This is a genomic window from Mesorhizobium sp. M0296, from assembly GCF_040321675.1.
In the GTDB taxonomy this organism is placed as follows: Bacteria; Pseudomonadota; Alphaproteobacteria; order Rhizobiales; family Rhizobiaceae; genus Mesorhizobium.
This window is the reverse complement of the sequence record NZ_JAMYRZ010000046.1, coordinates 24,457-43,581: the sequence shown is the minus strand read 5'-3', so window position 1 is coordinate 43,581 and position 19,125 is coordinate 24,457. Positions and strand designations below refer to the sequence as shown.

The following is a 19,125-nucleotide window of genomic DNA, read 5'->3' as shown; positions in this document are numbered from 1 at the left end:
AGTCCGGTGTCGATCCGAGCCGCATGGACGGCATAAGGTCACAGCTGAAGTCGATCGGGCTCGAACCTTATGATTGCCTCAATCCCGGGCTGATGGACTATATCGCCACCTGGACGGCCAAGAGATCCGGCGCGTTGCCGGCCTAACGACTGATCAGACACTTTGGGGGCCGGACGAAATCGCCCGGTCCCAGGCGTTGGAACGAACGCAGGCGAGCGCGTAGACGGACACGCTTCGTAAGTCATTGCCGACGTGCTGTCAGCCTCAGGGGGCGTTGGGCTCAACGGGGAATACGCTGAAATTGGTCCAACTGGGTCGTATAGCTTCAAGATCAGCGACTGCGATCAGTTGGTTCTGGCTTGGCGCGGCCCAGATCGTGGACTAGCTTGGATATCGCAGGCAAAGTCGCGCCCAAAGCGCGATGGCGGCAAGGTGGTGCTCCTTACCAGCGCCTAGCGGGCTTGAACGGCAGCACCATCAGCTTGCTGCGTTTTGTCCAGGAAACCAGCCCGTATACCAGCGCGACCCCAGACCAGCCGATACCATCGGTGCGGCTGCGAACAAGGCGGGCGTCGGGGAAGCGTCGTGTGGCGACCGGCAACAGTGCGAAAGCCGGCGGTCACTGGCTGTCACGCGAAGCCGGAAGTCGATCACGACCTGTCTCTGTTTCAATGGATCCGTCGCCGGCACATTCGGCCGATTTGGGCCACCGGGCAAGGCATTGCATTTCAGAACAGCCACATCTGCCGCGTGGCGCCGCGGAAATCATGGGCACATTCTGCTTTAGCCGGCCAAGATGGCAATGTACTATTTGCCAATAAGCTGGCCATGGTTGCAGGACTATTCTAGGCCAGACCAAACCGAAATGAAGCTGATGACCGATCGCGCCAGGTTCCTGATCATTGACGACCATCCGCTGTTTCGCGAGGCGCTGCATAGTGCCGTGCAGATGGCCTATCCGGAAGTCGACACGGTCGAGGCACGCTCGATTGCCGAGGCGCTCGAGCTTCTGACCGATGCCAAGCCGTTCGACCTGGCGCTGCTCGATCTCAGCATGCCCGACGTGCATGGGTTTGACGGGCTGCTGCAGCTCAGGACGCGTTATCCGCGCCTGCCGGTGGTCATCGTCTCCGGCTATGAGGAACCGAAGATCATTTCCGAGGCGCTGTCCTACGGTGCGGCCGGCTTCATCCCGAAATCGGCGCGCAAGAGCGACCTTGCCGCCGCCATTCGCTCGGTGATGGAAGGCGCGATCTATGTTCCCGAGACTTATGAAGGCCGGCCGCGCGACGCCGACAGCACCGACCGCGCCGAGATGGTGCAGCGCCTGGCTACGCTGACGCCGCAGCAGCTCAAAGTGCTGCAGATGCTGCGCCAGGGCCTGCTCAACAAGCAGATCGCCTATGAGCTGCAGGTCGGCGAGACCACCGTCAAGGCGCATGTCTCCGAAATCCTGCGCAAGCTCAACGTCTACAGCCGCACCCAGGCGGTGATCGAGGTCTCAAAGCTCGACAATGCCGAGCTGTTTCGCGATCCGGCGGGGTTTTGAGAGCGCTCGCTAAAAAGCGCACTGTCACCGTAGTCGACCGCACTCGTGTCACCGCAATCGGACTAGACTAGCGACGGCTCTCACGTTCCTGACACCAGCTAAGCAACCCGCGGCTCTCTAGTCAGATCAAATTCACGCGGCGATTGCTCTGCAGCAGTTAGCCGCTTTCCCTCGTCTAGTAAAATGGCGGCCCCGGGTCCAACGTAGAATGCTTTAATTTTACTAAATTGCTCTTTGAATGCTCTATTAAAAGTCTTCATTAGCTCCTGAGCGAGCGGCGTGTCGGAGACCGTTGCCACGCGGCCATTTATCACAACATCTTCAGCACATCGCCCACCAGGGGAAAAAGTTACTGTGTCCGGATTGCTAAGCTGATCTAGCGAATACCGGATGCCGGAAGGTGTTTTTATCGGCCTCACCTCAATGGGCACAGCGTGGCCAGTGACAAGAAATGATCGACCGCTAGAAGCCGATTCAGTGGTTGATTGCCCAAGAGTTGGAATTTGCATTCTATTGCTAAAAGAGTCGAATTCCATCTTGGGAAAATGACCATGAGGATGTATTTTATCGAAATTTCACGTTCTACTGCCTCCAATACGGGAAGAAGATCGTCCTTTAGCGCGAAGAAGTGAATCTGCTTCATATGAATTACCGCCTAGGCACAAGTAATGGCTGGAACACGGTTACCCGTGTGCTGGGAAGATACGACCGTTCAAGCCAGCAGATGTGCCAGCAACGCCCTCAGTTGCGCTGGTTTCAGCGGCTTGCGCATCAGCTCGATGCTGGCGGCGCGGGCGGCCTTGGCGACACTTTCCGAGCCGTCGGCGGTGACGATGAGCGCCGGCACGGCGCGACCGAGATAATCACGGACCTCGGCGATTGTGGTGGTGCCGAGGTCGCCGCCGTCGAGATGCTGGTCGGCTATGACAATATCTGGCAACCAGTCGGTATCGCCAAGCAAGTCGAGCGCGTCACCGGTCGAGGTGGCGGGGCGCACCAGGCATTGCCAGCGCTCGAGCAGGGAGGTCATCGCCTGCAGCACGTCGATGTCGTTCTCGACCAGCAGCACCCTTGTGCCGAACAGACCGTAGCCGCGCGGCCGCTCCATGTCGACGGTGCTGGCGATTGGATCGGCCGTGTCGCCGATCCCGACCGGAACGTCGATATGGAAAATCGTGCCATGTCCGACCTTCGACGAAAACGTGACGGGATGGCCGAGGGCCGCGGCGATGCGGCGCACGATGGCCAGCCCCAACCCCAGCCCGCCGGCGGCAAGCCCGGCATCCGTCGGGATCACGCCGCGATGGAATTCCTCGAACACCGCCTCGCGCTGGTCGTCGGGGATGCCGCAGCCGGTATCGGCGACGTCGATGCGGATCGTGTCGCCGCGATGCCTGGTGCCGACCAACACGCCGCCCGAGCGGGTATAGCGCAGTGCATTGGACAGGATGTTCTGCAGGATGCGGCGCAGCAAGGTTCGGTCCGAACGAACGAGCGCATCGACCGGCCGGAACTTCAGCGTCAGCCCCTTCATCTCCGCGACCGGCTGAAAATCCGAGCGCAGAGACGAAAACAGCGTCTCCAGGCTGACATCGGTGATGTCGGGCTGCACGACGCCGGCATCGAGCTTGGAAATGTCGAGCAAGGTGCGGAGCAGGTCCTCCATCGTCTCCAGCGATCGCTCGACCTGGCGGACCAGCTTTCTGCCTTCCTCGCTGGTCTGTACTTCGGCAAGCGCCGAGACCGACAGATGCGCGGCGTTCAGCGGCTGCAGCACGTCATGGCTGGCGGCCGCCAGGAATCTGGTCTTGGACAGGTTCGCCAGCTCGGCGTTTTCCTTGGCTGCGTTCAAGTCGATGTTCGACTGCTCCAGCCGGCGCAAGGTCGAATGCAGCTCTTCGGTGCGGCTGCGCACCCGGCTCTCAAGCGAAATGGCGGTCTGGAACAGCGAAAAGGCATTGCCTTGCTGGTCCATGGAACGCTCGACGCGGCTGATCAGCGCGGCGTTGATCTTCTTCAGCCTTTCCAGGTCGTCGATGTTCCTGAGCGGCATCCCGGATTTCCTACTCCGCCGCTTCGGCCGCCTTGCGTTCGCCGAAGGCGATGCCGGTGAAGGTCTGGTTCAGATGCATCGAACGGTACTGTTCGCCATAGGTGCCGAAGCCGAGGACGTTGTTGACCTTGTAGAGTTCCGAAATCTCGCGATAGACCTGCCGATTGCGCGCGTCGAGCCGGCGCAGCACGCAGTCGAAACCGAGGATCAGGTCAATGCCGCCAAGCCTTTCGCTGACGTCGCTGAGCGCGGCGCGGGTCGCCTCGACCATGTCCTTAGGCTGGGCGACGGCAAGCACGACACCATCGTCGATGGCGCAGAAGAACGACAGCGAGCCGTCCGCGTGCATCTTCTGGATTGAACGGCAGTAAAATTCGCCGCCGACTTTCACCACCACCGGGTGTGAGGCAAAACTCAGTGGCGTCAGCATCTGCGCGACGACGCCGACCGAGGCGGCATATTCCTCGGCGGCAATGGTGGCGTTGAATTCGCGCACGATGCGGTGGTCGGGATCGGATGCCGTCACCACCAGCTTCTCGTCGGTGGGAACGAAATTGTCGGTTTTGAACACGTGGAAAGGAATTTCCGTGGTGACCAGCACGATGATGGCGCTGTCGGAGGTCACTTTGCCGTTCGAGATCAGCCGCGTTGTCTCGAATTTCAAATCATCGCCAGCCGACCCGCCGATCAGTGGGATGTCGTCGAGGCCCCAATGGATGGCGGATGTCACCGCTTCTTCGGCATAGGACAGGCCGTCGATCAAGCAGAGCGCGAAAGTGGTGTCGGCTCGCTCGTGCCCGAGGCGCTCGTGTAACGAACGCCTCAGCGCCTCGACTTCGCCGGTAATCCCGTCCATGCCCGATGAGGACAGATTTTCGATCATGGTGCTGGCTGCCGAAAACGATGCGGAGGGAAGCAGCATAGCCAGGATCTGGCCTTCCTCCAGCCCTTTGGGCGTTATCTCACCGGCCGTCGAGCAGCCGGCATAGTGGAGCGCCGGCGCGTGGCTCTTCAGCGCTTCCGACAGGGCGACGGCCTCTATGAGGCTCTGCGAGAAAAACAGGAGGGCAAACCCGGCGTCAATGGCCGCTGCTTCCGCTGCCACCGCCCGGGCGAACGCATCCGCGTCAGATTCGTCGGTGGTGAGCACCGAAAGGCCGCATGCATAGCGCGTCCGTGACTTGGCCAGCGGCTTCCTCCTCCATTTCCTCCGACGCTTTTTTTGTGCGCGTCTGGCGCGCCGGCGTCGAGGTCATTGTTGTCTTGAAGCGGTGCTTTGGCAATGAGCCAACATGATGGATTTGAAGTTTCTGCCGTTTGACGGCGTCCGCGCAGCCACTCACAGACGAAAGGCCGCATCGCACCGCCATCCGTGCAACGAAGGCCCAGCTGAATTTGCCGCAGGCGAATGTCCACGGATCACGGCTGGCAGGCTCGACGTGCCAAGAATGGGGCAGGATATCGCGCTTAGCGGTTGCCGCTTTGGACAGGGTGCCAGTCTAGCCTGGCGGTTGTCGTGGTCAATCCGGGGCAGGTGACAGCCTACGCCAATGCGCTCGGCAAGCGGGCCAGGACCGACACCACCGATGCTGCTGTAACGCTGCCTTCGTTGGGTCGAGCAAGCGGCAAGTGCCCGTTGCGCGGCACCGAAGCCGAGGCCCTGGCCGGGCTCGTCGCTCGCCGCCGTCAGATTGTGCGGATGATCGCAGCCGAGAGAGCTATGCCCGCACCGCCATGGCAACGCAGGCACCAAAGAGCATCCAGCCAAAAGGAAAAAGACCGGCTGGAGAAGGTGTTGTTTCGCGGTTATTTCCGATCGCTTAGACTCAATTAGGCGACTTTGAGATCTTTCATCGCCTTTTCAACGACATCCTTGATCGGCCTCGATACATCTTCGGCAGCCTTGGTCGTCACGGCCTGAAATTCCTTGGCCTGCTCGACGGTCTTTTCGAGCTGCGTGCGCAAGAAGGCAGTCTGGAGTTCGATGAACTCGGACGGCGACTTCACGGCAACCAGGGCTTCGAGGTGCGAGAAGCCGGCTTCGGCATTGGCGCGCAGAGCAGCAATTGTCTTCAGCGACAACTCGTTGCCGACGGTCTTGGCGGTTTCGAAGCTCGACTGCAGAGCCTTCTGGGTCGTCTCGGTGCCTGACGCAAATTTCGCATAGGCTTCTTTCGACTGCTCGACGCCCTTTTCGGCGACAGCGCGGACCTGGTCGGCAGCCTTCGACGCGTCGAAGGTGGGGAATGAGGTATTTTCAACGGTGTCAGCGGTCTTGGCCATAGTTTCCATCCTTTCCGGTGGACGGCCTTTCACAAAAGCCGTCTCGTTCACTTACGAAACTGACGTTACGGCATTTATAGTGCATTGCAATATTTTTGTGCGACGCACCATCCCTCTTCCAGCGTTCCGAGGGGGCATGCGGAGGGTCGGTGGCATCTCGAGATCGCCGGTTCTGCAGGAAGAACTCTTCTGGACGGACCACCTGATCCAGCATAGCCTCGCAACAGAGCACGACGTTTTGCCACCTGGGTATCTACTTCAGCCGCTATTCGGCAACCGTCCAAGTCTACGTCAACGAAAGCGTTAAATTCGTGCGCCGCAAACTTTCAGTCGGCGTACCCGCTGGGCACAAGGTGATCGCTTTCCTTAGCGCGCCATCGAGAAGTTGCCTCGATATGGCGGTGGTTGACGCGAAGGCGCGCCTCTACCGCTTCCAGTGCGCCGTGAAGTGACCACCCCTGGTGGTCTATCGGTTAGCCAAGTTCCGGATCAGTGCGGATGCCTGAAGAAGACAACCGCTTTCTATCATCCAGGCATACAGTCCCACATGATCCGACGGGCTGAGGCCGGTGGGCAAATGCACGATAGGCATTCGAACCGACTCATCGTCGATCACCAACTCAACGGATCGAAGATCCGGTGGCACGTTTCCGGGAATTGCCAAAATTGGGGTGTCCTTGTCCCAGACCAAGCTTGTCGCCAGCGACTCTTCATTATAGGCAACCGAAACATCCGCCCTGTGCCCCGGTGGGCGCCAAAGCTCCAGTTTGAGGTCATAAACGCAGCCTGTCAGACGATTTTCGACCGGCACCATCCAAGGTTCCAAGGTGGCGGCCGTCGTGTCGGAAACGCCACGAGACCCACCTATGGTTTGGAGCTGACCAGCGGCATTCCCCAATAGATCCGAAATCGCAGTCAAACTCGAAGAAGCGCCCGCCGCCCCGTTAGAGGTTGTTCCAGAACCCGATGCGTCGTCAGTCACCACAACATCCGCAGGTCCCGGCAACGCAGTGACCGAGCCATCGTCACCCATCAAAGTGACAGTCGATCCACCCTCGATATGCACGAGGTCGCCCAGTCTGAACAGTTTGCCGAGCTGAGGGCTGTCCGCGGGAGGATCGACAGCGACAACGACATACTCGCTGGCCGCAAGAGCGCTCGAGCAAGAACCAACTGCTGCGATGGCCGCAGCCAGTAGGAAAATGATTTTGGGTTGCCGATACATGACGCACGTTCAACCATACGCTTGTTTTACTTGCCTTCAAGATAGATCCTATCGCCAGCCTCACCCTGCTTCAGTCTTCCAAGGTGATAAGCAACGAGGCCATCGTTGGGATATTGAATGGCCAGCGATGCAAAGGCAGCAGCGGCAGTCTTGTCACGCGCGGACATCAGCAAATAAGCTTGCGAGTAAGCCTCCACCATCTCGCGATTCATACGCCCGTCCTCCAGCAACTCGAAGGCTGAGATCCACTCAGTCTTGCCTTTCAGACACAACACACCGGATGGCCGAAGCAGGTAGTCATCGGAAGAGTTCGCCACCTCCTCGCTGATGCAGTTCATGGTACCTAGAAACTTGTTCGCGCCTTCGAGCCTGGCAGCGGTGTTCACCGTATCGCCCATGGCCGTGTAGTTGAAGAATCGATTGCCCCCAAAATTTCCGACAACTGCAGGTCCTCGATGGACGCCGATACGAGTGACGCCAACGTCGTGGCCTCTAGACTTTACATCTGTCCGAAATCTTCGAGACATCGCGACGGTAGCGAGCGTTAGTTTTAGGGCCCTTTCGGCTTGGTCCTCCTGCACACCCGGTGCACCAAAAAAACCAATGACTGCATCGCCTATCAGTTTGTCTATCGTGGCTCCATGTTCAATGAAGAGACCACAAACCGCATCGAGGTATTCATTCAGAACCGCAGCAAATACCTCTGGTTCCGTCCGTTCGCCCAAACTGGTGAACCCCTCAAGGTCGGTGAACACGCACGTTATCAAGCGTTCGGATCCGCCGAGGCGCAGTGACGCCGGCTTGCTGACTAGCTCTGCCACGACTGCCGGGCTGAGATACTGAGAGAACGCGTTCTGGACGAAACGCCTTTCTTTCGAGTCCCGGTGCCATGCCAGAATTGCGACGAATCCGGAGAGCCCTAGCAGCAGCATCGACGGCGCGACCATTGGTAACAGAATCCCGGCCTTGGCAAACGCGGTTGCTTCTAAGATCAAAACCGAAACGACTGCGCCGATGATGACCATAGGTTTCACCAGCACTGATATGCGGAGCCAAGCGACCCAGATGCAGAGCGCCGTCGCGAGAACGAAGGGCCCAAACGCCGCCACCGCCCCTGGCGTAATGATTTTGTCGCCCTTGATCAATCTCGCCAGCGCATTGGCATGAATAACCACACCCGGCAGCGCTCCGGCAACAGAGCCGTTCAGCACGGCAAAGGGGGTTGCATGACGATCCTGCAGCGGGAGGTCGACGCCGATCAAAACGAACTTCCCGGCGAACCAGGCCGGGGGCGCGAAAGCGGCGGCGTGTGCCGGATATATTGTCCATCGTGCCGGATGAATGCCTGTAGCCCGATAGTAGACCATCTTCTCCGCAGCTTGCGATGCCGATATGCCGGCGGTCTGCGCGAGCGCTGATGCAAAGCTAGGTTGCCAGTTGCCATTCACCACGCGCCCTGGAAATTCTTCCCGCACAACCGCGTCGACCCTATCATGAGACAGGGCGGCCAGTCCGCGGATGGCGCTTGGCGCGAAGCGACTAAGATACGACAGTTGCTTGTCGGTAAGGTCGTCGTCGTGTGATGCAGATGCGACAATTACCGGACTTTCGGCCGCCTCGATAACCTCAGCTAGGCGCCGATCCTTTTCTGCCTCGGTTGGCTGATCGAAAAGCAAGTCAATGCCTATTGTTCTCGGATGAGCCTTATCGATTCTCTGCACAAGGTCGGCCAAGGCACCCCTATCCAGCGGCGATCTATAGGGAAACCTTTCCAATGTCTGCTCTGTGATCGTTACGATCACGATGTCTGTCGGGGGCGCGACGAAGGGCGAGATGGTCGTCATCAAGACGTCGCGCAGCAGTTTCTCGCCTGAGGGAGAGAATGTGGCAATGCAGGCGCCCAGAATGAAAAAGAATCCGAGCGACGCGAGAAGGCGCCCTTTTTGAACCATTCCGATCGGCGTGAAGACGGCCAAGCTGCGTGCAATTCGTTTCGGTGTCTATCGGCGTGAATCTACACAGCATAGACCGCTGACGAACTGTGGGCTAGCGGTGGGCCCTTCGCTAGATCCGCTGGACTTGACACTGCGAAGCACCGGGCTCAGTCTCGCAAGACTGCTCCGGTTTTATCCTGTCCATCGACTGGTGAATCCGCTGCATGAGCTGAGACTAAGGATATACAGCCATGATGGCGCTTCGCTTCGCCATTGCGCTTCTTCTAGTTTCGCTGAGCGCCCAAGCGTGGGCAGAACGGCGCGTCGCGCTGGTCATCGGTAATTCTGCCTATAGATACGCGGTTCCACTTTCCAATCCAAAAAATGATGCGGTGGATATGACCGCAAAACTGCAGGCGTTGGGCTTTGAGGTGGTTGCAGGCGAGGACCTCGATCTGAGCGGGATGCGCGGCACGGTTCGAGATTTCATCGGCAAGCTGGATGGTGCCGACATGGCGCTTCTCTTCTATGCCGGCCATGGCGTCCAGGTGAACGGCACCAACTACATGGCTCCCGTTGATGCGCGGCTATCCACATATAACGACCTCGACTTCGAAGCCGTGCCCATGGACCTCGTCTTGTCGGCCATGGAGCGAACCACGAAGGTCAACCTGGTATTTTTGGATGCTTGCCGGGACAGTCCTTTCTCACAGAACCTTGGGCGCTCGATGGGTACGCGATCAGGGTCGGTCGGTCGGGGCTTGGCAAAGCTAGGCACGGGCGTTGGATCGCTCATAGCCTTTGCAACGCAGCCCGGGAACGTTGCGCTGGACGGCGAGGGAAGGAACTCGCCGTTCACATCTGCGCTGCTAAAGAATCTTGGTACGCCTGGCCAGGACATCTCCCGCGACCTCATCAACGTCCGTAGGGATGTGCTTGAAGCAACCGACGGCAAGCAAGTGCCATGGGACAACTCCTCGCTGACGGGCGACGTCATTTTGCAACCGTTGTCCGGAAACACCGCTGTCACGGCGGGTGCGAAAGGAGGGGACGTAGAAGTCGCCTATTGGGAGACCATCAAGGAAAAAACGGACAAGCGCTTCTTTGAGGCCTATCTCAGACAGTATCCAAGCGGCGCCTTTGCGGCGTTAGCCAGCTTGAAGATCGACGAGATCGAACAGGCAGCAACAGATCGTGGCAAAGCCCCCTCGATTTCCATCGAGGGCGTGGAGGTTGCAGAAGCTCATCCTGATTTAGATGTGACGCAAGCTTTGGCTGATCCGCGCGCGTTGACAAAGGCAACGCAAACAGAGCTAACGCGAGTCGGCTGCCTTGTCGGACAGGCAGACGGCAAATGGGGACCGGGAAGTCGGAAAGCTCTTCAAGCCTTTGCCGAGCAGCGGGGATTGAAGCTTGCCAGCCTGGAGCCGACGAAAGAGGTGTTGCGCGCAATCAAGAATATCCCAGAACGTGTCTGCGCTCCGGTCAAGGTAAAGGCTTTTGATGGCGCGTGGGCACTGACGCGGCGCGCAGGTAATTCCGCCTGCGATTACACTGAACAGTCAACGACAATCTTTATCGATGGAACGGAAATTTCCGCGATGGTGCCTTTGGCCGGAACAATCACCGCCGACGGGGCATTCGACATCTATTTAAGTTTCGTCGATGACGATGGTGCGCCAAGGCAAAACCATATCATCGGCAGGCTTCAAGGTGCGAAAGGCAGCGGTGAGTTTTCTCGAGTCGGAGGCGAGTGTGCAGGTGTCGTAAGACTTGACAAGCGTACTGAATAGGGCCGGCATTTGCGGGTCCGTGCAAACGCTGACCAAACCATTCGGACGTGGTCCGTCTCATTGAACCAACGTCGAAGTCGCGTGGACTTTGCCGTCGTCGCGCACCTCGTAAAATTTGTCGTTGTCAATGTAGATAAGATGACAAACTGGTTTACCTTGGTCTTGTGAACAGGCCTTGTCACCGTCGAAAGTCAAGGGAACTTTGACCTTTATCTTAGTTTTGTTGTTCACCAAAGCTTCGCCAATGATCTGTTTTTTCTTCCAGTTCCAGACAAGAGTGGCAGTTATGGCAGCTCCAGCGTCGTATATAATTACATTTACCTTTTTCCCATTAGCAAAAGTCTTAAATTCTTCCATCGATGCTTTTTTCGCGCTACTTGGTAGATCCTCGGCCCAAGCGGACATAGCAAGTGAAAACGTAGCTGCGACAACAAGCGATAACAGTTTCATCCTATCCTCCCCATCCCCCGCCGGTTTGACTGACATGTCTATATATTCTTAAGCGAGGAGACTGAAAATTATCATGATAACAAGCTTTCAAGAAGCGGAAATCAGCGCGTCCTAGATGTCGTTGGGGACATTTGCTCAAGTTGAGCGAAGCCGCACATTCTGGCATGTTCCCTAGGATTTGCGCTTAAGCCAACGCGTTCTCAGTGTTTACAATGCGCAGGCCGCCCGAGCGTGTGATGCGCGGTGTTTGGATTGCGAGCCTCATTGCACTTACCGCCGCCTATCTTGCCGACCAAGCGGGCCTTGAGGGCATCGTCTCGAAGCGCGCCGACAGCCCGTATCGAAGCGGCCCGACGACGAATTGGCTGAAGACGAAGAGCTTCACAGGAATACGAACTATTGGGCGTCGAGCGCGAGCCGAGCAAGGCGGCATTCGCCTTGCTGGCGAAGCCCGGTACCGGAAAATATGCCGGTTCGGCCTTCATCACCTTGAACCAGGAGATGCGCGAACGGCTGTGGAAGCGTGTCCAAGAGCACGCCGGGCCACCGCCGAAGGGCATAAAGCGGCCGGCGACCATGGGTCAGGCCGGGGTGAAAGCCCACGTCAAGCATCTACGGGGCGAGTTCGGATTTCGCCACGCCTCACTGCAGGATTCAGAGAGGAGTGATACCTCCAGCGAACACGGCACGAATTAGCCGGCCTCGCCTCGGACCTTCGACGCCAGTGTGCCAGCATGATTGTTTGTCGAGGAGCATTACTCAACGCGCTTTCCAGAATGGCGGGACGTCCATGGCCCGGGCCATTCTCGCACTCGACTTTTTACTGATTACATGAGCGGATGGCCCCCCGTTGGGGGAGCCGCAGACGCGCTTGGCCGAAAGTGTCTGGCATTTGGTCTGAGATCGATCGGGTCGAAGCCAATTTCTGCCTGCCGCGCTTCACGCTATTGCAAGACATTCAAATTTGAGCTTCCGCACTCATGCTTTGTCGAGAGTATCTCCGTAGGTTTTAGCCGTTCTGAATCGCCGTCGGCGACGATGAAGACGAAATAGGAGAACGCAATGGCTCGCAATCACGTTGAACGTCTTGGAGAGTTTAGGGAAATCTTGGTCGCGACGCGGCGCGAAGGAGTCCGTAACGTGCACCATACTCGCGACGCAATGCGGGCAAGTGGCTTTCAGATCGGGGACAGCGACGGCTCCAGCTACGGAGCCGAGCTGAAGGTGCTCCAAGAGGAAATTGAGGCAGTCGATCGCGCCATCGAAGACGAGAAGCGGTTGGCCCTGGCCCTCGAGAGCGCGGCTCAATCCCGCCGACCGACTAAACCGAGAATCGTGAAGGGAACATAGAGTCCGGTAAGGCCCTTGGCGCTCGTCGCGTCGATCGCCTTCGGTACAGTGTCGGGCTCGTCGCCGCCGTGGTGCAGCGCCCTAAAAGCGGACGTTTCACTTTCGGCCCCTAGCGCAATGTAGAGCATTTGCTCGGCAAAAATCGCTCCTGTGAACTCGACATCGCATGGCGGACCAACAGGTTCGGCCAACATCAGGTGAGACGCAGTTCCAACAAACATGCAGTTCAGACAATCGATTACGCGTCTTTGTTGAAGTCGTGCCATGCGGCCGATCCGAAAGGATCAGCCGCATCCGGCATCCTTCACCTTCACTGACTGAAACACGCTCGAAAATCGGGCCGTGTAGACTAAGTTGCATGGACTAAGTCAGACGCCCGCAATGCGCACCGTCAATATCCACGAGGCCAAGACGCATCTGTCTCGTCTTGTCGACAGGGCGGCCAAAGGCGAATCCTTCATTATCGCCAAATCCGGCAAGCCGATGGTCAAGGTCGTTGCCATAGACGCACCTGCGGCCGGCGAAATGCGTCGGGTGGGGTTTATGGCCGGGCGGTTTGCAGTTCCGGACGATTTTGATCGCATGGCCGATGACGAAATCGAGAAGCTGTTTGGCGGCGATGCATGAAACTTCTTCTCGATACCCACCTTCTGCTCTGGGCGGCGGGCGAGCCCGAAAAGCTCCCGCCCGCAGCCCTCGCTGAGATCGAGAATGCCGATAACCACTTGACGTTCAGCGCCGCAACTCCCTGGGAGATTGCCATTAAACGCGGTCTGGGCCGCCTTGACTTGAAGGTCGATGCGCGTCTTTCCGTCGGGGTCTGATCGACAATCATGAGCAGCCAATCACCGGCGAGCACGCCATTGCGGTGGAGGGGCTTCCACCCATCCACAAGGACCCCCTTCGATCGGATCCTGATTGCTCAATCAATTGTGGAAGGCATTACTTTGCTGACCGTCGACGATCGGGTCGCGCGGTATCCTGCGCCCGTCCGTCGTCTCTGATCAGCTGGACCGCAAGCCCCTTGGTAGGGTAGTCAGCTATCGCTTCAGACCACCCATGAAAGCCTTTACTCGAGCAGAGTCGACTTGGTTCCACCAGACGCCGTCGTGCTTCAGCGCGCTGGCGATGATGACCCCGTCGACAATGGCAAGGATATCATTGGCGTTATCCGGCGTGACACCGCTGCCGACCAGCGTCGGCAGGCCGGCGGCCTGCTTGATCATACTTATGTAACCCAAATCCGCGGCGTGGCCGGTGCGCTGGCCAGTGGCGATGATGGCGTCGGCGTCGAAGAAGACCAGGTCCTTGACCAGTTCCTCCACCGGGCGGTCGGCGACGATGGCGTGTGCGCCGTGCTTGACATGGGCATCGGCGAAAATGCGGATGCCGTTGGCGCGCAGCCTGGCGCGGTAGCGTGCCGCGCGGCCCGATTCGCCTTCGACAAAGCCCTCATTGGCGACGTAGGCGTTCGCCCATTGGTTGACGCGGACGAAGCCGGCGCCGGCTGCGCTGGCGATCGCCAAGGCCGGGATCGCGGCATTGGCCAGCACATTGATGCCGATCGGCCTGCCGAGTTCGCGGCGGATGCGGTCGGAAACGACCGCCATATAGGCCGCCGTCTCCGGGCCGATATCGTTAGGCTTGGCGAAGGGGATGTCGCCATGGTTCTCGACGATGACGCCGTCGCAGCCGCCGTCGAGATAGGCCTTGGCGTCGTCGAGCCCGCGCTGGTAGATCGCCTCGATAGCCTCGCCGTCATAGCGCGGCGCGCCGGGCAGCGGCGCCAGATGAACGACGCCGATCACCACCTTTGTGCGGCCGAAAAGGTCCACGAGCGCGTCGCCGCCAGATTGGCCGAGCTGGGTCATGAGAGCTCCATTTGATCGATGAGCGCCGCCATCTCGGAGGCGGAAGGACAGGATGCCAGCGTGCCCGGCCGTGTCACGGCGATTGCGGCGGCGGCGAGCGCCAGCTTCAGCGCCGAGATGACCGGCATGCCCCGGGCAAGCCCACCGGCCAGACAGCCGCAGAACACATCGCCCGCGCCGCTGGTGTCGAGCGCTTCGACTCGCGGCACCAGCAAGCGAAGCGGTTCCGTCCGGTCCGTGCCAAGCACGATACAGCCTGCGGCACCGAGGGTGATGACGACGGTGCCTGCGCCTTTGGCCACCAGCGCGCCAGCGGCTGCTGTTATGTCATCCCGGCCGGTCAAGATTTGCGCTTCGGATTGGTTGACCACCAGAACCTCCGCCAGGCCGAGATCGGGTAGCGAGGCCGTGTCGATCGGGCTGGCGTTGAGAACGGTGCGCGCACCGTTTTCCTTTGCTGCTCTGAGGCAGGCATTGGTCACGGCAGTCCGCAAATTTCCCTGGCAGACGAGGATGTCACCGGGGGCGATCCAGCGGACAAGTGCTGTCTGCGTCACCGGATCGAATGCCTCGCTGCAGGCGACGCCGCTGACAATGAAATTCTCTCCGCCTTTATCGACGACGATGGTCGAGCGGTCGCTCGGCAGCTCGAATTCGCTCACCTCAAGGTCTGACAGCTCGCTGTCGAGGCGGCTCCTGATCCACGCGCCAGCGGGGTCCTTGCCGAGCGCCGTCCAGAACGTCACCTCTGCACCAGTCCGTGCTGCTGCGACCGCCTGGTTGGCGCCCTTGCCGCCGAGCCCGTCGGCATAGCTCACGGCATTCAAAGTCTCGCCCACGTCAGGGAAGCGGCCGACGCGAAACACGGTATCGACGCAGGCATTGCCGACGACGTGGACATGCATGGCTCAGCTCTCACCTGTCGCCCAGCCCAGCATCTGTTCGAACAGGGTCTTGTAGCCTGGCCAGGCGATGAATTGCGGCGGCAGCCAATGTGGCCCGACATCGGATGTCCAGGCCACGGTGCGGCCCTTGCCGTAATGGCCGGTGACAAGCAGCGGCAGCGAGCCATAGTCCGACGACACGCTGGCCAGGACCTCGGCCCCATCCTTCAGCGTCACCTCGTTAAAACCGAGCAGGATCGGCCAGTCCGAGCCGAGGCCCCTGAGGATGGGATGCCTCGACCCTGGTTTCGGCACCGGCGCAAAACCTTCGGGAACCTCGACGCGGTCGTCGTAGGCCAGGCAGTTCACCGGCAGCACGTCCTCGACCGGCGTCTTGCGGTAGCGCGCGCCGCCATTGATGCCCTGGAAGCTGTAGTAACCGCCGAACATCAATAGACCGCCGCCGCGGCTGACGTAATCGCGGAGCAGGCGCAGGCGGTTCGGCGTCGGCTTGGAGTGGACCCAGGTGTCGGGATGCAGCAGCAGCGTGTTGGCGCCGATGTCGGAGAGCACGACCGCGTCATAGGCCGACAGCGCCTCCATCGTCTGTGGAAAGCCGCGCTGCGCCTCATGCGCCGGCATGAACGTGACGTCGAAGTCGGTCGCCTTCAGCGCGTCCAGCAACTCGTCTGCGCCCGTGTGGTAGGTAACGGTCGGAAACTGGTCGAAACCCTTGATATGGGTCGCGGTCGACACCCAGGATTCGCCGGCAAGCAGGATCTTCTTCTTGGACATTTGAACTCCAGTGTAATTCCAGGCCGCCTAGAGCCGCGCGAATACGCTTTTCGGATTGGCGATCAACATGCGGTCGATGGCCGGCTGCTCGACGCCGTGGCGTTTCAGGCGCGGTATGAAATGCTTCAGGATATAGCCATAGCCGAAGCCGCCGAAGCGCGTCAGCATGATCTTGAGGAACACATCCTGCGACAACAGCAGGCGGTCGCCGAAGCCCGCCTCGACAAGGGCGGCGATGGCGCGTGCGTTCTCTTCGTCGGAGGGCGATTGCGCGTCCTGGTCGGCATAATAATAGTCCATGCCGATCATGTCGTATTCGAGGAACGCGCCGCGCCGGGCGAGGCTTTTCTGGTAGTCGGGATCGTCGTGGCTCGGGTTCATGTGGCAGAGCACGGTGTGGCGAAGATCGGCGCCTTCGGCCTCGACGATATCGAGCACCTCGTGCGCCAGCCGCTCCCAGCCAGGCAGATGGATCGACAGCGGCACGCCGGTTATGCGCGAGGCGCGCGCCGAAGCCCGCAGCGACTTGCGTTCCTCGGCGGTGAAATCCTTGCTGACGCCGACCTCGCCGATCAGCCCGGCCATGATCGGCGGCTGCGTCTCGCCGCCGCCGACATCGTTGACGATGAACTCGGTCACGGCGTCCACATCCATTGCCTTCAGCCATTCGGGATGGGTGTGCTCGAGATAGAAGCCGGTGCCCATGACGATCTTCAGGCCGGACATGCGGCTGATGCGAGCGAGCTTTTCGGGGGCGCGGCCGATGCCGATATTGGTGGCATCGACGACGGTGTGGCCGCCCAGCGCGCGATAGCGCTGCAGCTCAGACAGCGCCAGGTCGGCGTCGTCGAGCGAGACGTTGTCGCGGTTGACGTATGGGTTCATCCGCAACTCGCCGATGATCTCGATGTTCACCGGCTGCTCGGCGATCGCCATGTCGTCGGGATGGCAGGGGCATTTCCAGCTGCGCGCACCATCGAGCAAGATGTGCTCGTGCATCAGCGTAATGCCCATCTCCTCGACCGGAACCGGGCCGAGCACGGTCATCACATGGCCGGTTTCGACGCCGATTGGCAGCCGTCGCCTGGGCACCGCGTCATCGAACAGATCGCTCATCGGCTCAACGGCTCCGCACCGCGCCGCGAAACAGGCGGAAGTTCAGCCAGATGGCGATCAGGATGATCGTTCCGGTGACTATCGGCGTCAGGAAAGGCGACAGATGCGCCAGGATCAGGCCGTTGCCGATGACGGCCACGGTCAGCGCGCCGAGCACCGTGCCGATGATCGTTCCGCGGCCGCCGAACAGGCTGGTGCCGCCGAGCACGACGGCGGCAATGACTTCCAGCTCGAAACCCTGGCCGGCATTCGAAGATCCCGATCCAAGCCGGGCGGCAATGATGATCCCGGCAAGGGCTGCCGCGGTGGCGGAAATCACATAGACGAAGAGCGTCGTCTGCCGCGTGTTGACGCCGGCGCGCCGCACCGCCTCGGCGTTGGCGCCAATGCCGGTGACATAGCGGCCGAATGGCGTCTCGTTGAAGGCGAGATAGGCGATGGCCAGGATCGCCAGCGCGATCAGCGCCGGCACCGGCATGCCAAGAAACCAGGCGCGGCCCAGGACGGTGAAAGCGCTTCCGGGCTCGATCGGGATGGAATAGCCGCCGGTGATCAGGAGCGCCACGCCACGGATCACCGAAAGCCCGGCAAGCGTGACGATGAAGGACGGGATGCCCTCATAGGCAATGAAATAGCCCTGTACCGCCCCAAGCAGGGCGCCGAGCGCCAACATGGCGAGGATAACGACTGGCCACGGCAGGCCAAACTGCAAAAGCGTCGCCGACAGCGTCGCCACCAGCGCCAGCACGGAGCCGACCGAAAGATCGATGCCGCCAGTGGTGATGACGAAAGTCATTGCCGCGGCGACGATCAGCAGCGGCGCCGACTGCCGCAGGATGTTCAACAGATTGGGCGATGTCAGAAACGCGTCGGTCGCAACCGAGAAGATGATGCAGACGACCAGAAAGAACAGCGCGATCGAGACGACGCTGCCATTGGCGAGCAGCGCATCGCGCCAGGTGCCCCTGCGTATTCGTGAGGGCTGGGCGGTGTGGATCGCGTCACTCATGCCGGCGCTCCACCGCGATAGCCATTGGTGGCGGAACGCGCACTGAACTTGCGGCCGACGATCAGATTGACCACGTCTTCGATATTAGTGTCGCCGATCAGCCGCTCGGCGACATTGCGCCCTTCATACATGACCTGAATGCGATCGCAGACGAGGAAGAGATCCTGCAGCCGGTGGGTGATCAGAATGACGCTGACACCGCGCGCACTGACCGCGCGGATCAGTTCGAGCACCGCCTCGACTTCGGCCACGGCAAGCGCTGCCGTCGGCTCGTCCATGATCAGCACGGCCGGCTCGAACGAGGCGGCGCGGCCGATCGCGATCGACTGGCGCTGCCCGCCTGAGAGGTTTTCAACCTTGAGCCGCGTATCGGCAATGACGATGCCGAGCCGATCGAGCATCTGGCGCGTCTCGTCATGCATGCGCTTCTTGTCGAGAAAGGAAATGCCTGCAATGCGGCGGCGCGGCTCGCGGCCGAGAAACAGATTGCCGGCGACATCGACCGTGTCGCAGAGCGACAGGTCCTGGTAGACCATCTCGACGCGCGCCGCACGAGCGTCCGCCGGCGAGCTGAAGATCACCGGCTTGCCGTCGATCTCGATGGTGCCGGCGTCGGGAACCACTGCCCCCGACAGCACCTTGCTCAATGTCGACTTGCCGGCGCCATTGTCGCCGACCAGCCCCAGCACCTCGCCCGGCTTCAGCGTCAGCGACACGTCATCGAGCGTCTGGATGGCGTTGTAGCGCTTTGAGATGCCGCTCATCCGCACCCGATAGGTCTGGCCACTGCTCATCTGGAATTCCACGCGATTG

19 protein-coding genes and 1 pseudogene are annotated in these 19,125 nt (G+C 60.0%); 7 read left to right on the top strand and 13 right to left on the bottom strand.

Annotated elements, in window-relative coordinates; all coding sequences use genetic code 11:
• Both NKI97_RS30240 and NKI97_RS30235 read left to right on the top strand, forming a co-directional pair.
• Positions 1-146, top strand: a pseudogene (locus NKI97_RS30240) (S-(hydroxymethyl)glutathione synthase); the annotation flags it as partial.
• Between the two features lie 719 nt (positions 147-865).
• Positions 866-1,549: a response regulator gene (locus tag NKI97_RS30235; protein ID WP_023679211.1), complete on the top strand. Its 684-nt coding sequence runs from the start codon at positions 866-868 to the stop codon at positions 1,547-1,549.
• Between the two features lie 712 nt (positions 1,550-2,261).
• On the opposite strand, the gene NKI97_RS30230 is transcribed toward NKI97_RS30235, so the two are convergent.
• Together NKI97_RS30230 and NKI97_RS30225 are read right to left on the bottom strand one after the other, a co-directional pair.
• A complete protein-coding gene (locus tag NKI97_RS30230; protein ID WP_352838031.1) occupies positions 2,262-3,602 on the bottom strand; it encodes an ATP-binding response regulator in 1,341 nt (446 codons plus the stop codon).
• A gap of 10 nt (positions 3,603-3,612) precedes the next feature.
• On the bottom strand, positions 3,613-4,752 hold the full coding sequence (locus NKI97_RS30225) for an FIST N-terminal domain-containing protein (RefSeq protein WP_352838029.1): 1,140 nt from the start codon (positions 4,750-4,752) through the stop codon (positions 3,613-3,615).
• A 366-nt stretch (positions 4,753-5,118) separates the two neighbouring features.
• On the opposite strand from NKI97_RS30225, the gene NKI97_RS30220 reads away from it, so the two are divergent.
• On the top strand, positions 5,119-5,436 hold the full coding sequence (locus NKI97_RS30220; protein ID WP_023679214.1) for a hypothetical protein: 318 nt from the start codon (positions 5,119-5,121) through the stop codon (positions 5,434-5,436).
• Here NKI97_RS30220 and NKI97_RS30215 read toward each other — a convergent pair.
• From NKI97_RS30215 to NKI97_RS30205, 3 genes are all read right to left on the bottom strand, one after another.
• A complete protein-coding gene (locus tag NKI97_RS30215; protein WP_352616184.1) occupies positions 5,433-5,894 on the bottom strand; it encodes a phasin in 462 nt (153 codons plus the stop codon). The two genes, NKI97_RS30220 and NKI97_RS30215, sit on opposite strands and share 4 nt — an antisense overlap.
• A gap of 457 nt (positions 5,895-6,351) precedes the next feature.
• Complete coding sequence (locus NKI97_RS30210) at positions 6,352-7,110, bottom strand: hypothetical protein (RefSeq protein ID WP_352838027.1); 759 nt, start codon at positions 7,108-7,110, stop codon at positions 6,352-6,354.
• Between the two features lie 26 nt (positions 7,111-7,136).
• A complete protein-coding gene (locus NKI97_RS30205; RefSeq protein ID WP_156937424.1) occupies positions 7,137-9,086 on the bottom strand; it encodes an adenylate/guanylate cyclase domain-containing protein in 1,950 nt (649 codons plus the stop codon).
• Between the two features lie 209 nt (positions 9,087-9,295).
• On the opposite strand from NKI97_RS30205, the gene NKI97_RS30200 reads away from it, so the two are divergent.
• Positions 9,296-10,837, top strand: a complete 1,542-nt coding sequence (locus tag NKI97_RS30200) for a caspase family protein (RefSeq protein WP_051406215.1) — start codon at positions 9,296-9,298, stop codon at positions 10,835-10,837.
• A 57-nt stretch (positions 10,838-10,894) separates the two neighbouring features.
• Here the strand turns inward: NKI97_RS30200 and NKI97_RS30195 are convergent, their stop codons facing one another.
• Positions 10,895-11,287, bottom strand: a complete 393-nt coding sequence (locus tag NKI97_RS30195; RefSeq protein ID WP_031212493.1) for a hypothetical protein — start codon at positions 11,285-11,287, stop codon at positions 10,895-10,897.
• Positions 11,288-11,686: 399 nt separating this feature from the next.
• Between NKI97_RS30195 and NKI97_RS30190 the strand changes: the two genes are divergently transcribed.
• Positions 11,687-11,983, top strand: a complete 297-nt coding sequence (locus NKI97_RS30190; RefSeq protein ID WP_352838025.1) for a hypothetical protein — start codon at positions 11,687-11,689, stop codon at positions 11,981-11,983.
• 608 nt (positions 11,984-12,591) lie between these two features.
• Here NKI97_RS30190 and NKI97_RS30185 read toward each other — a convergent pair.
• Complete coding sequence (locus tag NKI97_RS30185) at positions 12,592-12,903, bottom strand: hypothetical protein (RefSeq protein WP_352838024.1); 312 nt, start codon at positions 12,901-12,903, stop codon at positions 12,592-12,594.
• Positions 12,904-13,018: 115 nt separating this feature from the next.
• Here NKI97_RS30185 and NKI97_RS30180 point away from each other — a divergent pair, with 115 nt between their 5' ends.
• Positions 13,019-13,264: a type II toxin-antitoxin system Phd/YefM family antitoxin gene (locus tag NKI97_RS30180; RefSeq protein ID WP_352838022.1), complete on the top strand. Its 246-nt coding sequence runs from the start codon at positions 13,019-13,021 to the stop codon at positions 13,262-13,264.
• Positions 13,261-13,461 carry a PIN domain-containing protein gene (locus NKI97_RS30175; RefSeq protein ID WP_352838020.1) on the top strand — a complete coding sequence of 67 codons (201 nt, stop codon included), beginning with the start codon at positions 13,261-13,263 and terminating at the stop codon, positions 13,459-13,461. The genes NKI97_RS30180 and NKI97_RS30175 overlap by 4 nt, the downstream gene beginning before the upstream one ends.
• A 216-nt stretch (positions 13,462-13,677) precedes the next feature.
• Here NKI97_RS30175 and NKI97_RS30170 read toward each other — a convergent pair whose 3' ends face one another.
• Genes NKI97_RS30170 through NKI97_RS30145 form a run of 6 tightly spaced genes read right to left on the bottom strand, consistent with a single transcriptional unit; the run spans position 13,678 to position 19,106 of the window.
• Positions 13,678-14,508: a BtpA/SgcQ family protein gene (locus NKI97_RS30170; RefSeq protein WP_352838018.1), complete on the bottom strand. Its 831-nt coding sequence runs from the start codon at positions 14,506-14,508 to the stop codon at positions 13,678-13,680.
• On the bottom strand, positions 14,505-15,413 hold the full coding sequence (locus NKI97_RS30165; protein ID WP_352838017.1) for a ribokinase: 909 nt from the start codon (positions 15,411-15,413) through the stop codon (positions 14,505-14,507). The genes NKI97_RS30170 and NKI97_RS30165 overlap by 4 nt, the downstream gene beginning before the upstream one ends.
• A 3-nt stretch (positions 15,414-15,416) precedes the next feature.
• Complete coding sequence (locus NKI97_RS30160) at positions 15,417-16,187, bottom strand: glutamine amidotransferase (RefSeq protein ID WP_352838015.1); 771 nt, start codon at positions 16,185-16,187, stop codon at positions 15,417-15,419.
• Positions 16,188-16,214: 27 nt separating this feature from the next.
• Complete coding sequence (locus tag NKI97_RS30155) at positions 16,215-17,303, bottom strand: phosphotriesterase family protein (protein ID WP_023679226.1); 1,089 nt, start codon at positions 17,301-17,303, stop codon at positions 16,215-16,217.
• 4 nt (positions 17,304-17,307) lie between these two features.
• On the bottom strand, positions 17,308-18,312 hold the full coding sequence (locus NKI97_RS30150; protein WP_352838014.1) for an ABC transporter permease: 1,005 nt from the start codon (positions 18,310-18,312) through the stop codon (positions 17,308-17,310).
• Positions 18,309-19,106 (bottom strand): ATP-binding cassette domain-containing protein, encoded by a 798-nt coding sequence (locus NKI97_RS30145; RefSeq protein ID WP_352542621.1) that lies wholly within the window; start codon positions 19,104-19,106, stop codon positions 18,309-18,311. The genes NKI97_RS30150 and NKI97_RS30145 overlap by 4 nt, the downstream gene beginning before the upstream one ends.
• Between the last annotated feature and the right edge of the window lie 19 nt (positions 19,107-19,125).